Raw genomic sequence first — 20,655 nt, 5'->3', positions numbered from 1 at the left:
AGGCAAATAATCAATGAAAACAGTATTAGTTACAGGTGGGGCAGGATTTATAGGAAGTAATTTTATCAGGTATATGCTTTCAAAATATGAAGATTACAAAATCATAAATCTTGATAAACTTACATATGCAGGAAATCTTGAGAATTTAAAAGATGTAGAAGATAATCCTAATTACACTTTTGTTAAAGGAGATATATGTGATAAAGAGCTTGTAGAAGAGATATTTTCACAGGATATTGATTATGTAGTCAATTTTGCGGCAGAATCTCATGTAGATAGAAGTATTATAGACCCTGAAATATTTGTGAAAACCAATGTACTAGGAACAGTAACTTTACTTAATGTAGCAAAAAAAGCATGGGAAGAGGGAGATAGTTTTAAAGAGGGGAAAAAGTTTTTGCAGGTATCGACAGATGAAGTTTATGGTTCTTTAGGTGAGACAGGCTATTTTACAGAAACTACACCACTTGACCCTCATAGTCCATATTCATCGAGTAAAGCAGCGGCTGATTTAATAGTCAAAGCCTACTATGATACATATAAAATGCCTGTAAATATAACAAGATGTTCAAACAACTATGGTCCATATCAATTTCCCGAAAAATTGATTCCCTTGATGATAAATAATTGTTTAAATAAAAAGCCTCTTCCTGTTTATGGAGATGGACTTAATATAAGAGATTGGCTTTATGTAGAGGACCATTGTAAAGCAATAGATTTGGTTCTTCATAAAGGAAAAGCGGGAGAAGTATACAATATTGGTGGCAATAATGAAAAGACAAATATAGAGATAGTGAAGTTAATTGTATCATATATTCACGACAATGTAGATCCAACTGTAGATGAGAGCTTGATTACGTTTGTAGCAGATAGAAAAGGACATGATAGAAGGTATGCTATTGATGCGACAAAGATTAAAGAGGAATTAGGATGGTATCCCGAAACCAAATTTGAAGATGGCATCAAAAAAACGATAGAATGGTATCTTCAAAACAGAGAATGGCTTAAAAATGTTACATCTGGAGAATATCAAAAGTATTATGAAAGAATGTATTCCAATAGATAGGGGGAAAAGCAAATGAAAGGTATAATTTTAGCAGGCGGGTCAGGTACAAGGCTTTATCCTATAACAAAAGCGATATCGAAACAAATTTTGCCTATCTATGATAAGCCAATGATATATTATCCTTTGTCCGTTCTAATGCTTGCAGGAATTAGAGAAATACTGATTATATCTACTCCTAGGGATATAAACACCTTTAAAGAGCTTCTGGGAGATGGAAGCCAGTTAGGATTGCACTTTGAATATGCTGTACAGGAGGCACCTCGTGGTATAGCTGAGGCCTTTATCATTGGAGAAGATTTTATTGGCAAAGACAACGTTGCTCTTATATTGGGCGATAACATTTTTTATGGCTATGGATTTACTGAAAGGCTTGAGAGAGCGGCAAGCAGAAAAGAAGGGGCTACTATATTTGGCTATTATGTAAGCAATCCAAGTGATTATGGTGTTGTAGAATTTGATGAAAACTTTAATGTTATATCAATTGAAGAAAAACCAAAACATCCCAAGTCCAATTATGCTGTACCTGGTCTTTATTTTTATGATAATGAAGTGATTGAAATAGCCAAAAATATTGAGCCATCTGCAAGAGGAGAACTTGAGATTACCTCAGTTAACAACGAGTATCTGAAGAGAGGAAAACTCAAAGTTGAATTGTTAGGCAGAGGGATGGCATGGTTTGACACAGGCACACCAAGCGGGCTTTTAAATGCTGCTAATTTTGTTGAAGCGATTCAGACGAGACAGGGGCTGTATATTGCCTGCATTGAAGAAATTGCCTATAGAAAAGGCTTTATAGATAAGGAACAGCTATTAAAACTTGCTGAACCTTTAAAAAAGGTTGAATATGGGAAATATCTTTTAAAATTAATAGATGAAGAGGAAAATGATGCAATTAAAGAAGTAGCGGCTACAAGTGAGATCTTTTAATAAAAGGAGTTGATTTGGCAGAATGAAGATACTTATTACAGGGGCTAGAGGGCAATTAGCTTTGCAACTTCGTTCAATTATAGAAAAAGGCAGAAGTGAGATTGGAGAAATAGATCCCATATATAAAGAGGCTGTAATAAAGTATACATCTCATGATGAACTGGATATTACTGATTTAACAAGTGTTTTAAGATTCGTGGATGAGTATAGACCAGATATTATAATAAATTGTGCAGCTTATACTAATGTAGACAAATGTGAGAGTGATATTGATACTGCCTTTAAGGTAAATGCTATAGGGCCAAGGAATCTGGCAATAGCAGCTCAGAGAGTTGGAGCAAAATTATTACATGTATCTACAGATTACGTTTTTAATGGAACGGGAGATATTCCTTTTAGGGAATATGACATTCCACAACCGATAAATGTATATGGAAAAACAAAATTTCTTGGAGAACAGTATGTAAGAGAGTTTTGCGATAGATATTTTATAGTAAGGACGGCATGGCTCTATGGGAAATACGGAAAAAATTTTGTGTACACTATCCTGAAAGCAGCAAAGGAGAAGGAATATTTAGAAGTTGTGAATGATCAGAAAGGAAATCCAACAAATGCGGAAGATTTGGCCCATCACATTTTGAAACTGGTACTTACTGAAGAATATGGAATATATCATTGTACAGGAAAAGGCAAGTGCAGTTGGTATGATTTTGCCTGTAAAATTGTAGAATATGCAGGAATAAATTGCACTGTAGTTCCTATTACTTCTGATAAGATAAATAGGCCTGCCAAAAGACCTTTTTATTCCTCTCTGGATAATATGATGTTAAGATGTACTATTGGGGATGAAATGAGAAACTGGGAAGATGCCTTAAAAGCTTTTATTGATGATTTTAAAAATACGGGGCAGGAGGATTTGTATGGGAAAGTTTAAGTTCATAGAAACAGAAATAGAAGGATTGTACATAATAGAGACAGGAGTTTTTGAAGATAATAGAGGATATTTTATGGAATCGTACAATTACAGAGATTTCAAAGCAGCAGGGATTGATGTAGTGTTTGTACAGGACAATCAATCAAAATCCAAAAAAGGTGTTTTAAGGGGATTGCATTTTCAGAAGAAACATCCGCAGGGCAAACTGGTGAGAGTTTTAAAGGGAGAGGTTTTTGATGTAGCAGTTGATTTAAGAAAAAACTCCAAAACTTATGGTAAATGGGTGGGGGTTATTTTGTCTGACAAAAACAAAAGGCAGTTTTATATTCCAGAGGGATTTGCCCATGGTTTTTTAGTTTTATCAGATGAAGCTGAGTTTTTCTATAAATGTACCGATTTTTATTATCCTGACGATGAGGGCGGGATAATATGGAATGACCCTGATATAAATATACAGTGGCCATTGGAGGGTATTGAAGAAGTAATTTTGTCTGAAAAGGATAAAAAATGGCCGAGATTAAAGGATATTGATATATAAAAATTTAAGTTTGTTGATTTTTAGTGAAAGTTAATCCAGCAGAGGGGATGTATAAATATGTCAAGTAAGTTGAAAGAAAGAATACAATTAAAAAAAGCTACTGTAGGAGTTATAGGTTTAGGCTATGTAGGTTTACCATTAGCTGTTGAATTTGCTAAAGGTGGATACAAAGTTATTGGATTTGATATAAATGACAGGAAAATACATACATTGTTAGAAGGCAAATCATATGTTTTAGATGTTCCATCAGAAGAAGTAAAAACCCTGGTTGAAAATAAGCAATTAATTCCAACCACAGATTTTAGTAAGATATTAGAGATAGATGCAGTGAGTATTTGTGTTCCAACGCCTTTGAGAAAAACAAAAGACCCAGATATTTCGTATATAATCGATGCTATTTCGAGAATAAAAAAGTATTTCCATAAAGATTTACTGATTATTTTAGAAAGTACAACATATCCTGGTACCACAGAGGAGTTAATCCAAAAAGAATTTGAAAAAATGGGGTATGTAGTGGGAAAAGATTATTATTTATGTTATTCACCAGAAAGAGTAGATCCTGGTAATAAAAAATACAATACAAAAAATACACCGAAAGTTATTGGTGGAGTTACTAGACAGTGTTTGGAATTAGGATATTTATTGTACAGTAGCGTGATAGATACTGTAATACCTGTTTCATCTACAAAAGTAGCTGAAATGGTTAAACTACTTGAAAATACATTTAGAGCTGTAAATATAGGACTTGTAAATGAGCTGGCTATGATGTGTGATAGGATGGGTATTGATATATGGGAAGTAGTTGATGCGGCAGCTACTAAACCTTTTGGTTTTATGCCATTTTACCCAGGACCTGGTATTGGAGGGCATTGTATTCCCTTAGATCCGCAATATTTATCTTGGAAGGCTAAAACATATGATTTTTATAATAAATTTATAGAGTTAGCAAGTGATATAAATGGTAATATGCCACGGTATGTAGTAATGAAAATTAATGAGGTACTTAATAGACATAAAAAATGTGTTAATGGTGCTTATATTTTAATTTTAGGGATGGCTTATAAGAAAGATGTTGATGATATAAGAGAATCTCCTTCGTTAGAAATATATAAATTGTTAAAAGAGCAAGGCGCTCTCGTAGAATATAATGACCCATATGTCGAGGAATTTATAGATGAAAATAATAATAAAGTTAAATCAGTTGAATTAAATTATAGTGACTTACAAAAATATGATTCTATAATTTTATGTACAGACCACAGTTGCTATGATTATAAAGCAATTGCAAATAATGCTAACATAATAATTGATACAAGGAATGCTTTTAGGGGCATTATTAAAGAAAATATATATAAAATAGGTGCTCCAACTTATGATAATATTGATATATATGAATATATAAAAGAGATAGCATCTACAAAAGAAAGGATGGGTATATAATGGCGACATTTTTAATTACGGGTGGAGCAGGATTTATTGGATCCAATATAGCTGAAGAGCTTATAAAAAGAGGTGAAAAAGTAAGAATTATAGACAATTTTTCAACAGGTAAAATGGAGAATATAGAAGAGTTTAAAGATAAGATTGAGTTAATAGAAGGCGATTTAAAGAATATTAGTGATGTAAAAAAAGCAGTTAAAGGTATAGATTATATACTACACCAAGCAGCATTATCATCTGTTCCCAGATCTGTTGAAGATCCTCTATCTAGTAATACTAATAACATTGATGGCACATTAAACTTATTGGTTGCAGCTAAAGAAGCAGGGGTAAAACGTGTTGTAATAGCTGCTTCTTCATCTGCATATGGTGATACGGAGATATTGCCTAAAAGTGAAGATATGACACCCAATCCATTATCTCCTTATGCTGTAACAAAATATGTTGAAGAACTATATGGAAAGGTATTTTATAATATATATGGTTTAGAAACTGTATCATTAAGATATTTCAATGTATTTGGTCCTAAACAAGATCCTAATTCGCAGTATGCTGCAGTAATACCTAAGTTTATAACCAAGATTTTAAAAGGTGAATCTCCTGTTATATTTGGAGATGGAGAACAGACGAGGGATTTTACATATATAGATAATGTAGTTGAAGCAAATATATTAGCTGCAACATCGAAGAATGTTGGACATGGTGAAGTGATTAATATAGCATGTGGTGAGAGAATTAGTTTAAATCAATTAGTTGACAAAATAAATGAAATACTTGGAACTAATATAAAGCCTTTATATGATAAACCAAGAATTGGTGATGTAAAACATTCATTGGCATCGATAGAAAAAGCCAAAAAACTACTTGGATATAGAGTTAGTATTAAGTTTGAGGAAGGGTTAAGGAAGACGATAGATTGGTATAAAAAGAGGTGAAAGTTTTGCCTAAGATATTACAAGTTTCTGCAGTTGATTATACAGTCAAAAATTTACTTCTTCCATTAATTGATAGATTAAAAAAAGAGGGATTTATAGTAGAGATTGCTTGCTCAGAAGGTAAGGAATCAAAAGAATTAGAAAAGCGTGGATATGTATTTAAATATGTAAAAATAGATCGAAAGATAAGTCCAATATCCAATATAAAATCGATAATTAACCTGTACAAAATTATGAGAGATGGTAAATATGATGTAGTTCATGTTCATACACCAGTGGCTGGTGTTTTAGCTAGAATAGCAGCAAAATTAGCACGTATTCCTGTCGTAATTTATACAGCTCATGGGTTTTATTTTCATGAAAATATGTCCTTTTTAAGTTATAAATTATTTGCTACGATAGAAAAAATAATGGGGAAGTATTTTACAGATTATATATTTACTCAAAGTCAGGAAGATTATAAGCTTGCACTGGATTTAAAAATTATAGACAAAGATCGAATAGCATGGATTAACAATGGAGTTGACTTGAATAAATTTAATCCTGAGAATATAAAAATTGATATAAAAAGTTACAAAGAGAATTTGGGTATTACTGTTGATAGTAAAGTTATATGTTTTATAGGAAGACTGGTAGAAGAAAAGGGTATTTTAGATCTTTTAGAAGCATTTAAATATCTGATTAAAGAGTATAACAATTTATATCTAATGATAATTGGTGATGCTTCGTTAGATGAGAGAGATAAAGAAACAAAGCAAAAAATAAAATCATATTTAGATGATACAAAGTTAAGAGAAAGAATTATATTAACAGGCTTTAGAGACGATATTCCAGAATTATTAAAAATAAGTGATATTTTTGTATTACCATCTTACCGGGAAGGAATGCCTAGGTCTATTATAGAAGCAATGGCTATGGGTAAACCTGTTGTTGCAACAAACATAAGGGGATGTAGAGAGGAAGTAGTGCATGGAGAGACAGGATTTTTAGTGAGTGTTAGTTCACCGAAAGAAATATATGAAGCGATAAAAAGATTGGTAGATAATGATGAATTAATAGCGGAAATGGGTGCAAAAGGCAGAAAAAGGGCTATAGAACTATATGATGAAGAAAAAGTGTTGGAGAAGCAAGTGAACATAATAAAAAACTTGTTAAAAATCGAAAATTAATTATCAAAGTTAGGTGAAGTATTATGAATAAAATATTATTCATAGCAACTGTAGAAAATCATGTATTAAACTTTCATCTACCTTTTATACAATACTTTCAAAACAAAGGATACAAAGTTCATGTAGCTACAAAATTGGGCGATAGGCAGGATGAGCTAAAAGGTTTAAATGTTATATGCCATAATATTGATTTTTCACGTTCTCCTTATTCTTTGAGCAATAAAAGAGCACTAAATCAATTAATAAAGAGTAATGAGAAAAAATAAATTTTCATTGGTTCATGTCCATACGCCTGTTGGAGCTTTTTTAGGAAGGTTAGCTGCAAAAATTACGACTAAAAAAGCTGTACTTTATACAGCACATGGGTTTTATTTTTATAAAGTGACTTCTTTAAAAAATTGACTTATATATTAGACAATGGAAAAAATAACTGCTCATTAGACAAATGAACTTATAACTATGAATGAAGAAGATTTTAATATTACAAAGAAATTTAAACTGAGAAAAAAAGATGCAGTGTTTTATGCGCATGGTGTTGGTTTAGACATTGATAAATATTGTATAAACGATGAAGAAAAAAGAAAAAAATTGAGAAAAGAATTAGGCTTTTCAGAAGACGATGTTTTAATATTGACTGTAGCAGAAATAAATATCAACAAAAATCATAAACAAATAATCGACACTATAAAAATCCTGAAAAATTACAGTAATATTTACTATCTCATTGTGGGTACTGGAGAAGAGGAAGAGAAATTAAAAAATCATGTTTTGCTTAATAATTTAGGAAACAGAATAAAATTTCTGGGATATAGAAGAGATATTTCAAAAATTTTAAATGCTATAGATATTTTTGCATTAACATCTTTGCGGGAAGGTCTTCCAAGAGCTATAATGGAAGCAATGGCAGCAGGTAAACCTATTATTGCTACAAATGTAAGAGGAAATAGAGGTTTGGTTGTAGATGGTGTTAATGGGTACTTAGTTCCTGTAAATGATGTAGAAGCAACAGCTAAAGCAATTACAAAATTAGCCGAAAATAAAATCTTGAGGACTAAGATGGAAGAAGATGGTGGAAAAATTATACAAGATTATGCTATTGAGAAAGTTTTAAGCGAAATGGATGAGATATATAGTTTGTATTTGTAATTATAATCATGAAATTTCCCAAGTAACTATTTGATATAAATTTTAATAGCAAAATATAGGAGATGATGTCTTTATGCATACGCATTTTTCATAAATTTTTCAAATTAAGCAAATTCATTGTCTTTATTACAGATTTACTATTAATCCATACAGGATTTATAGTTGCTTATATTATCAAATTTGGAACAAATCCTCCAATTGTGAACCTTGAGTCATATTATGAATTAATTCCCGTAATTACATTGTCTGCTATTATTTTATTTCATGGTTATGGTTTATATACTATTTCACGAAAAAGTTATGGAGATATAGTATTTTCTTTAATTCTTTCTTTATTGCTATTGCAGGTTATAATAGTAGCTTCAACATTTTTTATAAGACAGTTTGCATTTCCACGAAGCATATTTATTATAGCTTTTGTAATTTAGCTCATATTATTATCACTGTGGAGATATTTAGTACAAAATGTAAGAAAATATGTGCATGGCGAGAAAAAGATAATGATTGTAGGTGAAAAAGAAGTAGGAGAAAAATTGGCGAAGAACATGCCTGCTATTTAGATTTTGAGCTAAGGGAAAATTTATTTTTTATTCCTGGCATAAGGGTAGAGTGTAGGGGTAGATTTAAGTCGTTTTTCTTCCCTATCAACTCAAGAAGAATTTATCTGGGGAGGATTGGTTTTTTCCTCAAGATATAGTTATAACTTGCGTGGAGGAGATAAATGCCAACAAAAATCAGGAAATGCTTTTAAAAGCCTGAAAAAATGGCTCCTAAAGTATGCAAAAGGCATTTTGCTTTTAGTGAGGCAGGTTTTTTTAAATCACTTAAAAGATAAAGATAAAAGCTAGAGGGAAGGTCTCTCACGGGTGCAATTTTTATGCTACTGGTTAAATGTGCCTGAGATTTTATCTGTTAGCGATGTGGTGGTGTTGACTTCTAAACATGAGGGATTAGGGCCATAAAAGTCCATCATTAGTTCTACCTATGACGTCTATCAAAGATATCTGCACATGATCTAGGAAAATCACCAGAGATTATTTAATTCCCACGTGACTCGTGATATACTGGCATTGGGGGCAGTACTTTTTTGGCTGGTTTGTCTACCCCTGTTACATCACAGGTGGTTGAGGACTGCCACCTTCAATTTCCACAATTTTTGGAATAACGTCCTGTTGAAAATACAAGCTCTGTTTAGGAAGGAGAGGAATTCTTATGTCTCGAATCGAGGGGGTATAGGGGGGTATTATATGGAAAACCGGGCGGCTAGTGCTGCAATAGACGAAAACAAAAGGATAATCAAAATTGCTATAAAGTACCGATGCAAGATAAACTTTCGCTATGTTAATGAAAAAGGGGAAGAAACAAGACGCACTGTCCATCCGTGGGTATTGTTTCAGTACAGGACTTTTGGTAGTGGGGTAATATATGTGTATGTCGCTGGATTTTGTGAGTTACGCGGAGAGCTTCGTACCTTTCGCCTTGACCGAATGAGCGGAGTGACGTTGGTTAATGAATACATCTTCTTTGAAGACATTGATATTGGCTCTTTGAAGGATAAGTTTGATGATACCTTTATAGGAAAGGCAAAAATTCTCCAAAGCGTTTGCGAGTTAAATAATCAACTTTCAATCTCGCAGGATGGTAGTGCTAGGAAATCCTCTGTAGATGGAAAAGTATACGGCTACTATGGGTCAAAGCCGGTGTTACGGCAAAAACCATCCTGGGTTGACGAAGTGGGTGCAGATAAAGAATATCCAAAACTATGGCATTCATTAAAATTAACAAACTCCTTTGGTAAATGTAGATCGCCCCTGGAAGAAAAGGTGATGACTGCACTTGATGAAGACGATGAAGTTGTTGCCTATGAAATAGAACCGTTTAAGATTCGCTTTTGGGCAGGATCAGTTCAAAGCTTCTATATGCCAGATCTACTTGTTACATACAGTAACGGCAGAAAGGTAATTGTTGAAATAAAATCCAAGAGAGATGTTTCGTTGGCTATAAACCTGGCAAAATTTCAAGCGATAGAACAGTATGCTATTGAGAACGGATATACCTTTGAAGTATGGACAGTCGGACCCGGTGGCGTGGTAACTTCCATACCATGGAAAGACAGAGCCATTACGAGTTTCGAAGGACGGAGACGGGGGATAAGTTCGCAGAAGAAACAGGAATCTGGCTGCCTGACTGTTGTGATTATTTTCATTATAATCATATTTCTATTATGGGTGAGAGCGTAGACAGCTTTTTGCAAGTAGAAACAATTAGCAATAGAGAGATTAAACCACTTATGTATAACATACAAGACGGAACCATCAGAGTGTTGGCAAAAAAGATTGCTATACGTAGAAAATGTTCACGGATTACTGAAAGGGATTATTTGAAGTAAAACCTGATATTATTTTTTTGCATTCATCAAAAGCTGGATGGTTAGGCCGATTGGCTGCAAAGTGGTTGAAAATACCTGTAGTTTTTACAGCCCATGGTTGGGCTTTCACTGAAGGAGTTCCTAAGAGGCAACAGATAGTTTATAGGTGGGCAGAAAAATTAGCAGCTCCCTTTGCTGGTAAAATAATTACAGTTTCTAACCACGATCGTGAACTTGCTATAAGGTACAAAATTACCCACCCAAGCAAAATTGTTACAATTCATAATGGGGTGCCTGATATTGATAGTACTCTTTTTGCTAAACCTGAAGTTGAACCAGTACATTTAATTATGGTAGCTCGCTTTGAAGAACAAAAAGATCATATTTTATTGTTAGAAACTCTTGAGGAACTGAAAGATTTATCCTGGACATTTGAATTAGTAGGTGATGGGCCATTGATAGGAATAGTTAGAGAGAGAGCTGAAAAGTTAGGAATTTCAGATAAAGTTCAATTTTCTGGTGCTTGTGATGATGTGCCTTTTAGATTGGCAAAAGCACAGATTTTTATTCTAACATCAAAATGGGAAGGATTTCCACGTTCTATTTTGGAAGCAATGCGGGCAGGACTTCCAGTTATAGCTTCTGATGTAGGAGGAGTAAAAGAAGCGGTTATTGATGGACTAACAGGATACATTATTCCAAGGGGAGATAAAGAGGAACTGAAAAAACGTTTGAAGGAACTAATATTAGATTCTCATAAGCGTATTAGGTTTGGATTAGCGGGGCGAAAAAGATACGAAGAGTTTTTTACTTTTGAACGCATGGCCAAACAGACTATGGAAGTGTATCAAGAAGTCATTAGGCAAAAATCTAGCAAAATGTTATAATTTTACGAGGAGTAAAGCAAAATGCTAGAAAATTTTAGCAATAGGGAGTTAGCAATTGGTTTTTGGCTACTCATATTATTGGTTTTAGTGATCTATAAAAAAGATACTAGGCACTCGTTATGGGATCTTCTCAAAGCATTTTTTGACAGAAAATTGATTGGTTGGCATATAAGTATGGTTTTATATGTATCATTAACAGTTTTTATATTGTTTAAAATTGGACTCTGGGAGTTTAAATTATTAAAAGATACTATTATATGGTATATAGTTACTGCTATTCCTTCTACTATAAAATCGATAAACGAAGCTAAAGATATGAAATACTTTAAAGAGATGGCAAAAAATAATCTCAGCATAGGTGTTCTGGTGGGATTTATTGTGGATTCGTACAACTTTTCATTAATCTGTGAAATTATTTTAATTCCTTTGTTTGTTTTTTTATCTCTTATGCTAGGAATTGCTGAACACGAGGTAGAGTATGAAAATAAAGAGTACGAAGTAACAGCTAATCTGTTGAGATACACGACTGCAGGTGTTGGTTTGTTTTTAATATTTAGTTCATTAAACAGATTTTTAAGTGATATAAAAGATATTGTTCTTTTGGAATTTATAAAAGATTTTATTTTACCAATAACTCTTTCAATGATGTTTATTCCATACATATATTTTCTCGTGTTATATTCATCTTATGAAAAACTTTTTATGAGACTGAAATTAAAAAAGACTATTGATGATAAATATAGAACTTTTCTGTATTTGAAGATATTATTGTTCTGTAGATTTAATATTAATAAGGTAAATAATTTTATCGATTATAGTGAAATAATGAAAAGTTATGTCAAAAGCAAAGATGATATAAACCGGTTGTTTAAAAATTATAAGATAAATGCACGTACCCAAAAAGCTTTAAATCTGCAACGATAATTCTACCCAAGTGACAAATTATTTTAATAGGTGGTGTCTCTATGCATACTCATTTTCATAAATTCTTTAAATTAAGCAAATTTATTGTCTTTATTGTAGATTTACTATTAATCCACGTAGGATTTATACTTGCATATATCATCAAATTTGGAACGAATCCGACAATTGTAAATCTTCAACCTTATTATAAATTAATACCTGTAATTACATTGTCTGCCATTATTTTATTTCATGTTTACGGTTTATATACTATATCGCGAAAAAGTTATGGGGACATAGTTTTTTCTTTAATCATTTCTTTATCGTTATTGCAGGTTATAACAGTAGCTTCAACATTTTTTATAAGACAGTTTGCATTTCCACGAAGCATATTTTTTATAGCTTTTGGAGTTCAGCTTGTATTATTATCCCTGTGGAGATATTTAGTGCAAAATGTAAGAAAATATGTACATGGCGAGAAGAAAGTAATGATTATAGGTGAAAAAGAAGTAGCAGAAAAATTGGCGAAGAAATTAATTTCAAGTTCCAGAGGTTGGTTTGATATAAAGTACATAATAAGTCCTCAAAGATATGATGAGATTATTAATCACATTAATGAAATAGATGCGATATACATATCTAGTGGAGTTAGTGAGGACCTTAAGACCACTCTCTTTTACGATTCAATAAAATTTAAAAAACATCTTTTCATCGTTCCAAATTTAAGAGATATCCTTTTAGTGAGATCTCAATTTGTGCAATTTGATGATGTTCCTGCTATAAGTGTGAATTATCCTTCATTGACTAGTGAAGATAAATTGATTAAAAGACTTTTTGATATTATCTTTTCACTAATTGGCATATTGGTTACTTTGCCGCTAATGGTTATAATTGCTGTATTAATTAAAGTGACTTCACCCGGTCCAGTGATTTATAAGCAGCTAAGAGTGACAGAAAAAGGTAAGAAGTTTAATGTGTATAAGTTTAGGACGATGGTCAAAGATGCTGAAAAGATGACAGGACCTGTTTTAGCTACAGAGGACGATCCGAGGATTACAAAAGTAGGCAAGATATTAAGAGCAACTAGACTTGATGAACTACCACAATTATTTAACGTTTTGAAAGGCGATATGAGCTTTGTAGGTCCAAGACCTGAAAGACCATATTTTGTAGAACAATTTGAAAAGCAGTATCCTTCATACAAGTACAGGCATAATGTAAAGGCAGGGATAACAGGTCTTGCACAAGTTTTTGGAAAGTATAAGACAGATGTGGACGACAAATTGAGATTGGACCTTATATATATCACAAATTACTCTTTGTGGCTTGATATTAAGATAATATTATTGACATTAAAAACCATCTTCATAAAAGAAGCATCTTCTGGTGTAAGAAGGGAGATGGAATTAGAAGAGCTGTTGGAATCTTTGAACTATAATGTCTACAGTGAATTAGGAATCACAAAAATAGATAAGTAAGGAGATATATACGATGAAAGTTTTAGTCACAGGTGGGGCGGGGTTTATAGGCTCGCATATAGTAGATTTGCTGATTGAAAATGGATATGAAGTCGTAATAGTGGATAATCTTTCAACAGGAAAAGAAGAATTTATAAATAAAAAGGCTATTTTTCGTAAGAAAGATATCACAGATGAAGACTTATATAAAATTTTTGAAAAAGAAAAACCTGATTATGTTATACATCAAGCAGCCCAAATAGACGTACAGAAATCAATTGATAATCCTGTGTTTGATGCAAAGGTAAATATACTTGGAACAGTAAATTTGCTGGAATATTGCAGAAAAAGTGGTGTTAAAAAAGTTATATACGCTTCATCAGCAGCAGTGTATGGAAATCCTGAGTATCTTCCTATTGATGAAGAGCATAGAATAAACCCCATATCTTACTATGGCATATCAAAGCAAACACCAGAGCATTATTTTGATGTATACAGCCAATTATATGGATTGAAATATACGATTTTGCGATATGCAAATGTATATGGCGTAAGACAGGACCCAAAAGGGGAAGGTGGGGTAATATCTATTTTTATAGATAAAATGCTTAAAGGAGAAAGGCCTATTATTTTTGGAGATGGAAACCAAACGCGGGATTTTGTTTATGTGAAAGATGTGGCAAAAGCCAATTTTTTAGCACTTGAAAAAGGCGATAATGAAATTGTAAATATAAGTACAAATAGGACTACAACTATAAATGAGCTTGTATATGTAATGAATAAAATTATGGGAACATCTTTAAAACCTATTTATACAGAACCTCGAAAAGGAGATATAGTACATAGTTATCTTGATAATAAAAAAGCATTAGATGTGCTTGGATGGAAACCGGAGTATAGTTTAGAAGATGGGTTAAGGGAGACAATTGAGTATTACAGAGTGAAGTATGCGGAAGATGAGGTTGCGGTGATGAAGGAGAAGTGAAAGGATGATGCAAATGATAACAGGTGTTATTATGGCAGGTGGCAAAGGCGAAAGGTTTTGGCCAAAAAGCAGGATGAAAATGCCGAAGCAGTTTTTGAATCTTTATGGAGATAAAACAATGATTCAGCAGACTGTGGACAGGCTCAAGAGAATCATGCCTATAGAAAATATCTTTGTTGTGACTAATATAGATTATGCAGCAATAATTAGCGATCAAATTCCTGATTTGCCAACAGAAAATATTTTGATAGAGCCTATGGCTAAAAATGCTGCAGCATGTATAGGCCTTGCTGCACTGCACACAGAAAGGCGTGATAAAGAGTCTATAATGGTTGTTCTTCCTTCTGATCACGTTATAAAAGACGAAGAAGCATATATTGAAATATTAAAAACAGCAATAGAAAAAGCAAAGTTAGGAGATAATCTTGTGACAATAGGTATAAAACCTACGCGTCCTGAAACAGGGTATGGCTATATAAAATTCAGGAAGATGACAAAAGAGATAATAAATGGGAATCCCGTACATAAGGTAGAGAAATTTGTAGAAAAACCTGGTTATGAGGTAACAGTGGGATATGTAAAAAACGGAGATTATCTCTGGAATAGCGGTATCTTTATATGGAAGACATCCTCAATATTAAGGGCTATAGAAAAGTACATGCCTGAGTTACATAAAGCATTGGAGAATATAAGGAAAAATTTTGATGCAGATGATGTAGAAAAAGCGTTATACGATGAATACTCAAAACTTGAAAGCATATCAATAGATTACGGCGTAATGGAAAAAGCTAAAAATGTCTATGTCGTGCCAGGAGATTTTGGGTGGGATGATGTGGGAAGCTGGGCATCTATTGAAAGGCTCTATGAAAAAGATGATAATGGCAATGTCATAAAAGGCAATGTAGTAAGTGTAGATACAAAAAAAAGCATAATAACCGGTAATGAAAGGCTCATTGCGACATTGGGTATAGAAGATGTAATAATTGTAGATACAGAAGATGCACTTTTAATTTCCTCAAAAGACAAGGCACAGAATGTGAAAGAGATATTGAAAAAGCTTGAAAAAAAGAAAGTAGAGTACTTATGAGGCTACTACTGTTTTAACTGTAACTGATGTGACACCGGCGACATGCTTTTTTGGTTCCAATCCTACTGTAATACTACCTGGCAAAGATTCAGCTGTTTCTATTCAAATACCTGTTTTTTATTTTTGTCGATATATGTCGAAATATTTTTAATATTTGAGTTGGTTTTTAGGAGATAAAATGGTAAAATATTGTGATGTATCAAATATTTGCTTAATCTAAAAACTTAACTTTAAGATAACTTATAGGTAATATTTTTATAAAAAATGTTGATTTTATTACCTATAAGTTATATAATATGGTCAAGGAGATATGAAATTGGAAATGCTGTGCAAAATAATATACCCAGAGCAGTTCCATAGTGTTAAAATCTATATACACCCTGAGGTTGAAAATGAATTAAAGAATATTTTAGAATATAGTGGATATAAGGAAAGGTTCATTAGGATGTATAGGCAAAGGCTTAAATTCTTAGAGAATTATCAAAATAAATGTTATCAAAAAGGAGATTGGTTTGAAATCTTGAAAGGAACTGAAGGTTTGTATTCAATGAAGTTTAAAGGAGCAAAAAATATAAGAATAATTTTTAAGTTTGTGAGGTATAATAAACAAAATATTGCGTTATTATTATGTGCTTTTGAAGAAAAAAATGATAAGGATAGTTATAGAGATGCTATACAAATAGCACAAAAAAGGTTAGAGGAAATAAAAGAGTTTTTGGATTAATTTAATTAATAATTTATGAAGTAGTTAGTGTGAGGAGGAGGGTTAGTATGGGCAATAAATTGGAATTAGGAAACGCATGGAAGCTGATTGATGAACTAGCTGATGAAGCGACAAAGGAAAAATTTGAATTGGATGATATATTATATGATATTTCCATGAAGATATTTGAGTTTAGGATTAAAAACAATTTGACACAAAAACAGCTGGCTGAGAAATTGGGAATTACACAATCTATGGTATCAAAACTTGAAAGTGGTCAATATAATCCTACAGTGGAACAGCTGTGGAAAATTTCAAAGAAATTAGGTTGGAATTTTAAGATAATATTTGGAGAAGAGGATGACAAACCTCAAATCTGGGATACAGTCCATTTTGAAGAAAGTCAAGATAGTGATACAAATCAGAGAATAGAAAAAGAATTGGCGGTGGGGGCATGATTGATTCAAATCAAGTATTAGCGGATTTCCAATTTATAGGTAATAGAGTATCTAACTTTAAGATTGAAACAAAAGATATAAAAACAAACGAAGCAAAGGCAAAAGTCACTTATAATTTTGACTACAATGTAAAAGAGATTGAAGAGTTAGAAGATAAATATGTAGGATATATTGAATTTATAACAGAAATAAAAGCGAAGATCAAAAATGTGATACTTTTTAAGATTAATTTAACCATGGAAGGTGCTTTTATCGGAAATAATCAAAAACTAACAAAAGAGAATTTTCTCAGCATGTTAGAGTTAAATGGCTTAACAACACTTTCACAATTGTCAAGAGCTTATGTTTTAAGTGTCACTGCTCTTTCTGGAATAACTCCTCCAGTAAAATTGCCGATGATTAATGTTTTTAAATTAAGACAACAGAAAAAAGAAAAGGAAGTAAATGATAATTATAATTGATAACAAAATGCGAGTTTAATTTGCAAAAAGATTTGCTTTTACTGAAAATTATCCTGATGATAAACCAGGATGGGGCACTTACTTTGGTCCAATGTACACTTGGCAATTGAAGCTTCCATTAGAAAATTAGCAAAGAAGATAGGAGCACCTATATTAAAACCATCTCGTTCAGAGGGATTTCGTTATAAAAATTTAGATAATTTATTGGCTGATGAAAATATAATCAATGTCTTGGGTGAAATATTTTTAATGTCAATTTTTGTTGCATTTATGGGAATACTGCTTAGGAATTACCGGAGAAGAGGGGAGACCTGCTCATTCATGATGTGGAGAGTGTACAACAGTTATACTATTCATTATTATCTCTATCTCTTCCTCATTATCTTTTATCTTTTTTCTAAGCTCAACTCTTGGGACTACTACTGTTACTTCATGTGGAATATTGATATTTGTTTTTCTCTCGACGCTTATATTAAGACCATAAAGGCTCAGTGTTATTTTATCACTGCTCTCATTTTTATTTTTACAAATACCTTTTATGATGTTTGCTAATTTACCAACACACATTATAGATATCCCCCTATATACATATTATGCATCAATATATATATGTGCTTCACATATGGGTCAAGTCTAAATTTTTGTAAAAATTTCTCTGTATAACATTAATAGAAATGGTGGTTAACGACGTATCTACACGCAAAATTGAAGAAATCACCTATAAGCTTTGCAGTACAGAGTTTTCAAAATTTACAATTTGTATTACAAGACTTTGCAGATAAAGAGGCAGACTTGGTTTACAGAGTAAGATTGAAGGAAAAAGAAGTCATATTTTATATATTGATGGAGTTACAATCAACAGTTGACTATCAAATACCCTACAGGTTACTTTTATACATGGTGGAGATATGGAGGAGCATATTAAAAGACGTACCAAAAAAAGAATTCAGAAAGAAAGATTTTGAATTACCAGTTATAGTGCAGATAGTACTGTACAATGGAAGTCGTAAATGGACAGCAAAGACAAGCTACAAAGAAATCCTGAATTCTTATGAAACTTTTGGAGAATATGCAGTAGATTTTAAATATATACTGATAGATGTAAATAGGTATACAAAAGAGGAGTTATTGAGGTTAGAGAATTTAATAGCGTCTGTATTTTTATTAGAGCCAAAAGGTAGAATTCGAAGAAATGATGGCAAGGCTTAAGGAACTGTCAAATACGTTAAAGAAATTAGATGAAGATGAGATTTTGCTATTTAAGACATGGTTTAAAAGGATATTAATGGCAAGGATGCCAGAAGAAGAGAGAAAGAATGTAGAAAAAATATTTCTCAGTGGTCATCCTTTGACACTTTTCCAAAGACAACTATAGGAACGATCAAGGACAGACGGAATATCGGATTGCCCAAGTAGTTGACTTACAGTACATACGAGATGAGTTCAGGAAAGAAAGAAACTTTTTATAAGTTTTGTTGATAATTGTGAAGTAGGAAGGTGTATATTAAAATGAAAAAGATCAAACTTACTTGTAAAGTTATAACTCCTATGTTTATGTATGGAATAAATAAAGAGAGACCGGAGCTTAGGGCTTCGGAAATCAAAGGGATGATGCGTTTTTGGTGGAGAGCCATAAAAGCGTGTAACGATGTACAAACATTGAAAGAAGAAGAATCAGAAATTTTTGGAGATGTGAACAAAATAAGTTCAGTGAAAATAAAAATTTTCCCTCAACCATCTGAAGAACAAATTAGAGAGAATGTATTAATAAATGGAGATGCTGGTGTAAAGTATTTATTCTATTCTGCTTTAATACTAAAAAATGAGGGAAAACATATAAAAGAAGGATTTACTTTTCATATAGTTTTGGAAGCTCAAAAGGAAAAACATCTAAAAGAGGCGCTGGCTTCTTTGTGGAGCGGTATTTATTTAGGAGGATTTGGTGGGCGGTCAAGAAGAGGGGGAGGAAATATCACGGCAACAGAAATAGAGGGGTTAATTCCGGAGATTGAGTTTATCCCAAGGGGTGAAAATTCCGAAGAGGTGGCAAAATGGCTGATAGAGAATTTTAAAAAAGCAAAAAAAATTATTAACGAATCCCAGAAAACAGATTTTGCCTTTAGTTATAGTAATTTAAGCATCTCGCGTTTTATTATAAGTGATAAGTCGTTTGATACGTGGGAAAAAGCTCTTGCTGATATTGGAAACAAATTTAGAGAGTTTAGAAAAGAACCTGAAGCTAAAATACTTGGAAAAGCCGTTTTTGGGTTACCTGTTTTTCACAGAAGAAAACCTGTTAAAGGTGTAAGAAGGATTAATACTGTAGAAAAAACTTTTGACCGAAGAATGTCTCCTTTAATATTTAAAATACTTAACGTGGGAAATAAGTATTATTGGGCAGTCATACGTTTAGCAGGCGAGTTTTTACCTGAAGGAACCATATTAAAATCTGGAAAAACCACACAAAAGCCTGATTACTCTCTTATTGAGAAGTTTTGGGAAAAATTAAAGGCTGAAAATAAAGAATATGTGCTTTCTTTGCCTGAGACATTGAATGATGTGTTAGACAAAATAAAGAGTAGAGTCGAACCTAAAAAAATTTACTTGTATGGTTCAAGGGCAAGAGGGGATTTTGGTAAAAAATCTGACATTGATATAGCGGTAGAAACGGATAAAAGCATAGAGAATATTGATTTAATTGGGCTTTTTGATATTGTGAACTTAAATAAAGTGGGCAGCGATTTGAGAGAGAAAATATTAAAAGAAGGGATATTGCTCTATGAGAGGAAAAGTTAGGAAGTTTTTTGAAGATTTTGAAAAAGCCTTTCTAAATCTAAAAAATGCTGTAGAAATGGCAAGAGATGATTTAGATGTGGATGGAACTATTAAAAGATTTGAAATTTGTTATGAACTGTCATGGAAGTTAATGAAGGAATATCTTGCTGATGTGGGTGTGATTGTAAAAAATCCTCGCAACACTTTCAAAGAAGCTTTTAATAATGACCTTATTGAGGATGTAGAAACGTGGATGCAGATAATAGAAGATAGAAATTTGCTTGTTCATACGTATACCCTTGAGGAATCAAGAGAAGTTTTTAATAGAATTAAAGGGAAATATATTATTGAACTAGAAAAATTTTATCTGGCGATGCAAAAAAGGATACAGCAAGAAGATATCTAATAATTTTAAA

The 20,655-nt window shown here is 32.5% G+C and carries 21 protein-coding genes and 4 pseudogenes; 24 read left to right on the top strand and 1 reads right to left on the bottom strand.

What is annotated here, in order from left to right; all coding sequences use genetic code 11:
• The first annotated feature begins 13 nt into the window (after nt 1–13).
• From rfbB to EV203_RS09945, 21 genes and pseudogenes are all read left to right on the top strand, one after another.
• Nucleotides 14–1,066: a dTDP-glucose 4,6-dehydratase gene (gene rfbB, locus EV203_RS10035; protein ID WP_132040413.1), complete on the top strand. Its 1,053-nt coding sequence runs from the start codon at nt 14–16 to the stop codon at nt 1,064–1,066.
• Nucleotides 1,067–1,078: 12 nt separating this feature from the next.
• Nucleotides 1,079–1,993, top strand: a complete 915-nt coding sequence (rfbA, locus tag EV203_RS10030; RefSeq protein ID WP_132040411.1) for a glucose-1-phosphate thymidylyltransferase RfbA — start codon at nt 1,079–1,081, stop codon at nt 1,991–1,993.
• Nucleotides 1,994–2,015: 22 nt separating this feature from the next.
• Nucleotides 2,016–2,927 (top strand): dTDP-4-dehydrorhamnose reductase, encoded by a 912-nt coding sequence (rfbD, locus tag EV203_RS10025; RefSeq protein ID WP_132040409.1) that lies wholly within the window; start codon nt 2,016–2,018, stop codon nt 2,925–2,927.
• A complete protein-coding gene (rfbC, locus tag EV203_RS10020) occupies nt 2,914–3,465 on the top strand; it encodes a dTDP-4-dehydrorhamnose 3,5-epimerase (protein WP_132040407.1) in 552 nt (183 codons plus the stop codon). Before rfbD ends, rfbC begins: the two co-directional genes overlap by 14 nt.
• Before the next feature lie 69 nt (nt 3,466–3,534).
• A complete protein-coding gene (locus tag EV203_RS10015; protein ID WP_243700663.1) occupies nt 3,535–4,905 on the top strand; it encodes a nucleotide sugar dehydrogenase in 1,371 nt (456 codons plus the stop codon).
• Nucleotides 4,905–5,840, top strand: a complete 936-nt coding sequence (locus tag EV203_RS10010; RefSeq protein ID WP_132040403.1) for an SDR family oxidoreductase — start codon at nt 4,905–4,907, stop codon at nt 5,838–5,840. Before EV203_RS10015 ends, EV203_RS10010 begins: the two co-directional genes overlap by 1 nt.
• A gap of 5 nt (nt 5,841–5,845) precedes the next feature.
• Entirely contained in the window at nt 5,846–7,009 is a 1,164-nt protein-coding gene (locus EV203_RS10005; RefSeq protein ID WP_132040401.1) for a glycosyltransferase family 4 protein, read from the top strand.
• Nucleotides 7,010–7,032: 23 nt separating this feature from the next.
• The gene (locus EV203_RS13910; RefSeq protein WP_243700662.1) at nt 7,033–7,275 is read left to right on the top strand and encodes a glycosyltransferase; all 243 of its coding nucleotides are present in this window, start codon (nt 7,033–7,035) and stop codon (nt 7,273–7,275) included.
• On the top strand, nt 7,262–7,411 hold the full coding sequence (locus tag EV203_RS13905) for a glycosyltransferase (RefSeq protein WP_243700661.1): 150 nt from the start codon (nt 7,262–7,264) through the stop codon (nt 7,409–7,411). The genes EV203_RS13910 and EV203_RS13905 overlap by 14 nt, the downstream gene beginning before the upstream one ends.
• A gap of 57 nt (nt 7,412–7,468) precedes the next feature.
• Nucleotides 7,469–8,155, top strand: coding sequence for a glycosyltransferase (locus tag EV203_RS13900; RefSeq protein WP_243700660.1), 687 nt, complete (start codon nt 7,469–7,471; stop codon nt 8,153–8,155).
• A gap of 1,247 nt (nt 8,156–9,402) precedes the next feature.
• Nucleotides 9,403–10,395, top strand: a complete 993-nt coding sequence (locus EV203_RS09990; protein ID WP_132040399.1) for a WYL domain-containing protein — start codon at nt 9,403–9,405, stop codon at nt 10,393–10,395.
• A gap of 151 nt (nt 10,396–10,546) precedes the next feature.
• Nucleotides 10,547–10,804, top strand: a pseudogene (locus EV203_RS14150) (glycosyltransferase); the annotation flags it as partial.
• A 9-nt stretch (nt 10,805–10,813) separates the two neighbouring features.
• Nucleotides 10,814–11,410: a glycosyltransferase gene (locus EV203_RS09985; RefSeq protein WP_279432263.1), complete on the top strand. Its 597-nt coding sequence runs from the start codon at nt 10,814–10,816 to the stop codon at nt 11,408–11,410.
• A gap of 21 nt (nt 11,411–11,431) precedes the next feature.
• Nucleotides 11,432–12,334, top strand: a complete 903-nt coding sequence (locus EV203_RS09980) for a hypothetical protein (protein WP_132040397.1) — start codon at nt 11,432–11,434, stop codon at nt 12,332–12,334.
• 41 nt (nt 12,335–12,375) lie between these two features.
• Entirely contained in the window at nt 12,376–13,791 is a 1,416-nt protein-coding gene (locus EV203_RS09975) for a sugar transferase (protein WP_132040395.1), read from the top strand.
• Nucleotides 13,792–13,804: 13 nt separating this feature from the next.
• A complete protein-coding gene (locus tag EV203_RS09970; RefSeq protein ID WP_132040393.1) occupies nt 13,805–14,755 on the top strand; it encodes an SDR family oxidoreductase in 951 nt (316 codons plus the stop codon).
• Between the two features lie 13 nt (nt 14,756–14,768).
• Entirely contained in the window at nt 14,769–15,842 is a 1,074-nt protein-coding gene (locus EV203_RS09965; protein ID WP_132040430.1) for a sugar phosphate nucleotidyltransferase, read from the top strand.
• Nucleotides 15,835–15,933: pseudogene (locus tag EV203_RS13895) on the top strand (capsular biosynthesis protein); the annotation flags it as partial. The gene EV203_RS09965 and the pseudogene EV203_RS13895, both read left to right, overlap by 8 nt.
• Before the next feature lie 219 nt (nt 15,934–16,152).
• On the top strand, nt 16,153–16,566 hold the full coding sequence (locus EV203_RS09955) for a hypothetical protein (RefSeq protein ID WP_243700658.1): 414 nt from the start codon (nt 16,153–16,155) through the stop codon (nt 16,564–16,566).
• 47 nt (nt 16,567–16,613) lie between these two features.
• Nucleotides 16,614–17,003, top strand: coding sequence for a helix-turn-helix domain-containing protein (locus tag EV203_RS09950; protein WP_043883915.1), 390 nt, complete (start codon nt 16,614–16,616; stop codon nt 17,001–17,003).
• Complete coding sequence (locus tag EV203_RS09945; RefSeq protein ID WP_132040391.1) at nt 17,000–17,464, top strand: preprotein translocase subunit SecB; 465 nt, start codon at nt 17,000–17,002, stop codon at nt 17,462–17,464. Before EV203_RS09950 ends, EV203_RS09945 begins: the two co-directional genes overlap by 4 nt.
• Nucleotides 17,465–17,716: 252 nt before the next feature.
• Here the strand turns inward: EV203_RS09945 and EV203_RS09940 are convergent.
• A pseudogene (locus tag EV203_RS09940) lies at nt 17,717–18,031 on the bottom strand (hypothetical protein).
• A 138-nt stretch (nt 18,032–18,169) separates the two neighbouring features.
• On the opposite strand from EV203_RS09940, the pseudogene EV203_RS09935 reads away from it, so the two are divergent.
• From EV203_RS09935 to EV203_RS09925, 3 genes and pseudogenes are all read left to right on the top strand, one after another.
• A pseudogene (locus EV203_RS09935) lies at nt 18,170–18,794 on the top strand (Rpn family recombination-promoting nuclease/putative transposase); the annotation flags it as partial.
• A gap of 179 nt (nt 18,795–18,973) precedes the next feature.
• Complete coding sequence (gene cmr1 / locus EV203_RS09930; RefSeq protein ID WP_132040389.1) at nt 18,974–20,260, top strand: type III-B CRISPR module RAMP protein Cmr1; 1,287 nt, start codon at nt 18,974–18,976, stop codon at nt 20,258–20,260.
• Nucleotides 20,244–20,645 (top strand): HI0074 family nucleotidyltransferase substrate-binding subunit, encoded by a 402-nt coding sequence (locus EV203_RS09925; protein ID WP_132040387.1) that lies wholly within the window; start codon nt 20,244–20,246, stop codon nt 20,643–20,645. Before cmr1 ends, EV203_RS09925 begins: the two co-directional genes overlap by 17 nt.
• The last annotated feature ends 10 nt before the right edge of the window (nt 20,646–20,655 follow it).

This window comes from Caldanaerobacter subterraneus, assembly GCF_004345675.1.
In the GTDB taxonomy this organism is placed as follows: domain Bacteria; phylum Bacillota; class Thermoanaerobacteria; order Thermoanaerobacterales; family Thermoanaerobacteraceae; genus Thermoanaerobacter; species Thermoanaerobacter subterraneus.
The sequence above is the reverse complement of the archived record's forward strand: the minus strand, read 5'-3'. Positions and strand labels throughout refer to the sequence as shown.

What these genes read in the sequence shown, in the direction of transcription:
- rfbB (WP_132040413.1), top strand. Translation starts at nt 14, where the DNA reads ATGAAAACAGTATTAGTTACAGGTGGGGCAGGATTTATAGGAAGTAAT.
- rfbA (WP_132040411.1), top strand. Translation starts at nt 1,079, where the DNA reads ATGAAAGGTATAATTTTAGCAGGCGGGTCAGGTACAAGGCTTTATCCT.
- rfbD (WP_132040409.1), top strand. Translation starts at nt 2,016, where the DNA reads ATGAAGATACTTATTACAGGGGCTAGAGGGCAATTAGCTTTGCAACTT.
- rfbC (WP_132040407.1), top strand. Translation starts at nt 2,914, where the DNA reads ATGGGAAAGTTTAAGTTCATAGAAACAGAAATAGAAGGATTGTACATA.
- EV203_RS10010 (WP_132040403.1), top strand. Translation starts at nt 4,905, where the DNA reads ATGGCGACATTTTTAATTACGGGTGGAGCAGGATTTATTGGATCCAAT.
- EV203_RS13910 (WP_243700662.1), top strand. Translation starts at nt 7,033, where the DNA reads ATGAATAAAATATTATTCATAGCAACTGTAGAAAATCATGTATTAAAC.
- EV203_RS13905 (WP_243700661.1), top strand. Translation starts at nt 7,262, where the DNA reads ATGAGAAAAAATAAATTTTCATTGGTTCATGTCCATACGCCTGTTGGA.
- EV203_RS13900 (WP_243700660.1), top strand. Translation starts at nt 7,469, where the DNA reads ATGAATGAAGAAGATTTTAATATTACAAAGAAATTTAAACTGAGAAAA.
- EV203_RS09990 (WP_132040399.1), top strand. Translation starts at nt 9,403, where the DNA reads ATGGAAAACCGGGCGGCTAGTGCTGCAATAGACGAAAACAAAAGGATA.
- EV203_RS09980 (WP_132040397.1), top strand. Translation starts at nt 11,432, where the DNA reads ATGCTAGAAAATTTTAGCAATAGGGAGTTAGCAATTGGTTTTTGGCTA.
- EV203_RS09975 (WP_132040395.1), top strand. Translation starts at nt 12,376, where the DNA reads ATGCATACTCATTTTCATAAATTCTTTAAATTAAGCAAATTTATTGTC.
- EV203_RS09970 (WP_132040393.1), top strand. Translation starts at nt 13,805, where the DNA reads ATGAAAGTTTTAGTCACAGGTGGGGCGGGGTTTATAGGCTCGCATATA.
- EV203_RS09965 (WP_132040430.1), top strand. Translation starts at nt 14,769, where the DNA reads ATGATAACAGGTGTTATTATGGCAGGTGGCAAAGGCGAAAGGTTTTGG.
- EV203_RS09955 (WP_243700658.1), top strand. Translation starts at nt 16,153, where the DNA reads ATGAAATTGGAAATGCTGTGCAAAATAATATACCCAGAGCAGTTCCAT.
- EV203_RS09950 (WP_043883915.1), top strand. Translation starts at nt 16,614, where the DNA reads ATGGGCAATAAATTGGAATTAGGAAACGCATGGAAGCTGATTGATGAA.
- EV203_RS09945 (WP_132040391.1), top strand. Translation starts at nt 17,000, where the DNA reads ATGATTGATTCAAATCAAGTATTAGCGGATTTCCAATTTATAGGTAAT.
- cmr1 (WP_132040389.1), top strand. Translation starts at nt 18,974, where the DNA reads ATGAAAAAGATCAAACTTACTTGTAAAGTTATAACTCCTATGTTTATG.
- EV203_RS09925 (WP_132040387.1), top strand. Translation starts at nt 20,244, where the DNA reads ATGAGAGGAAAAGTTAGGAAGTTTTTTGAAGATTTTGAAAAAGCCTTT.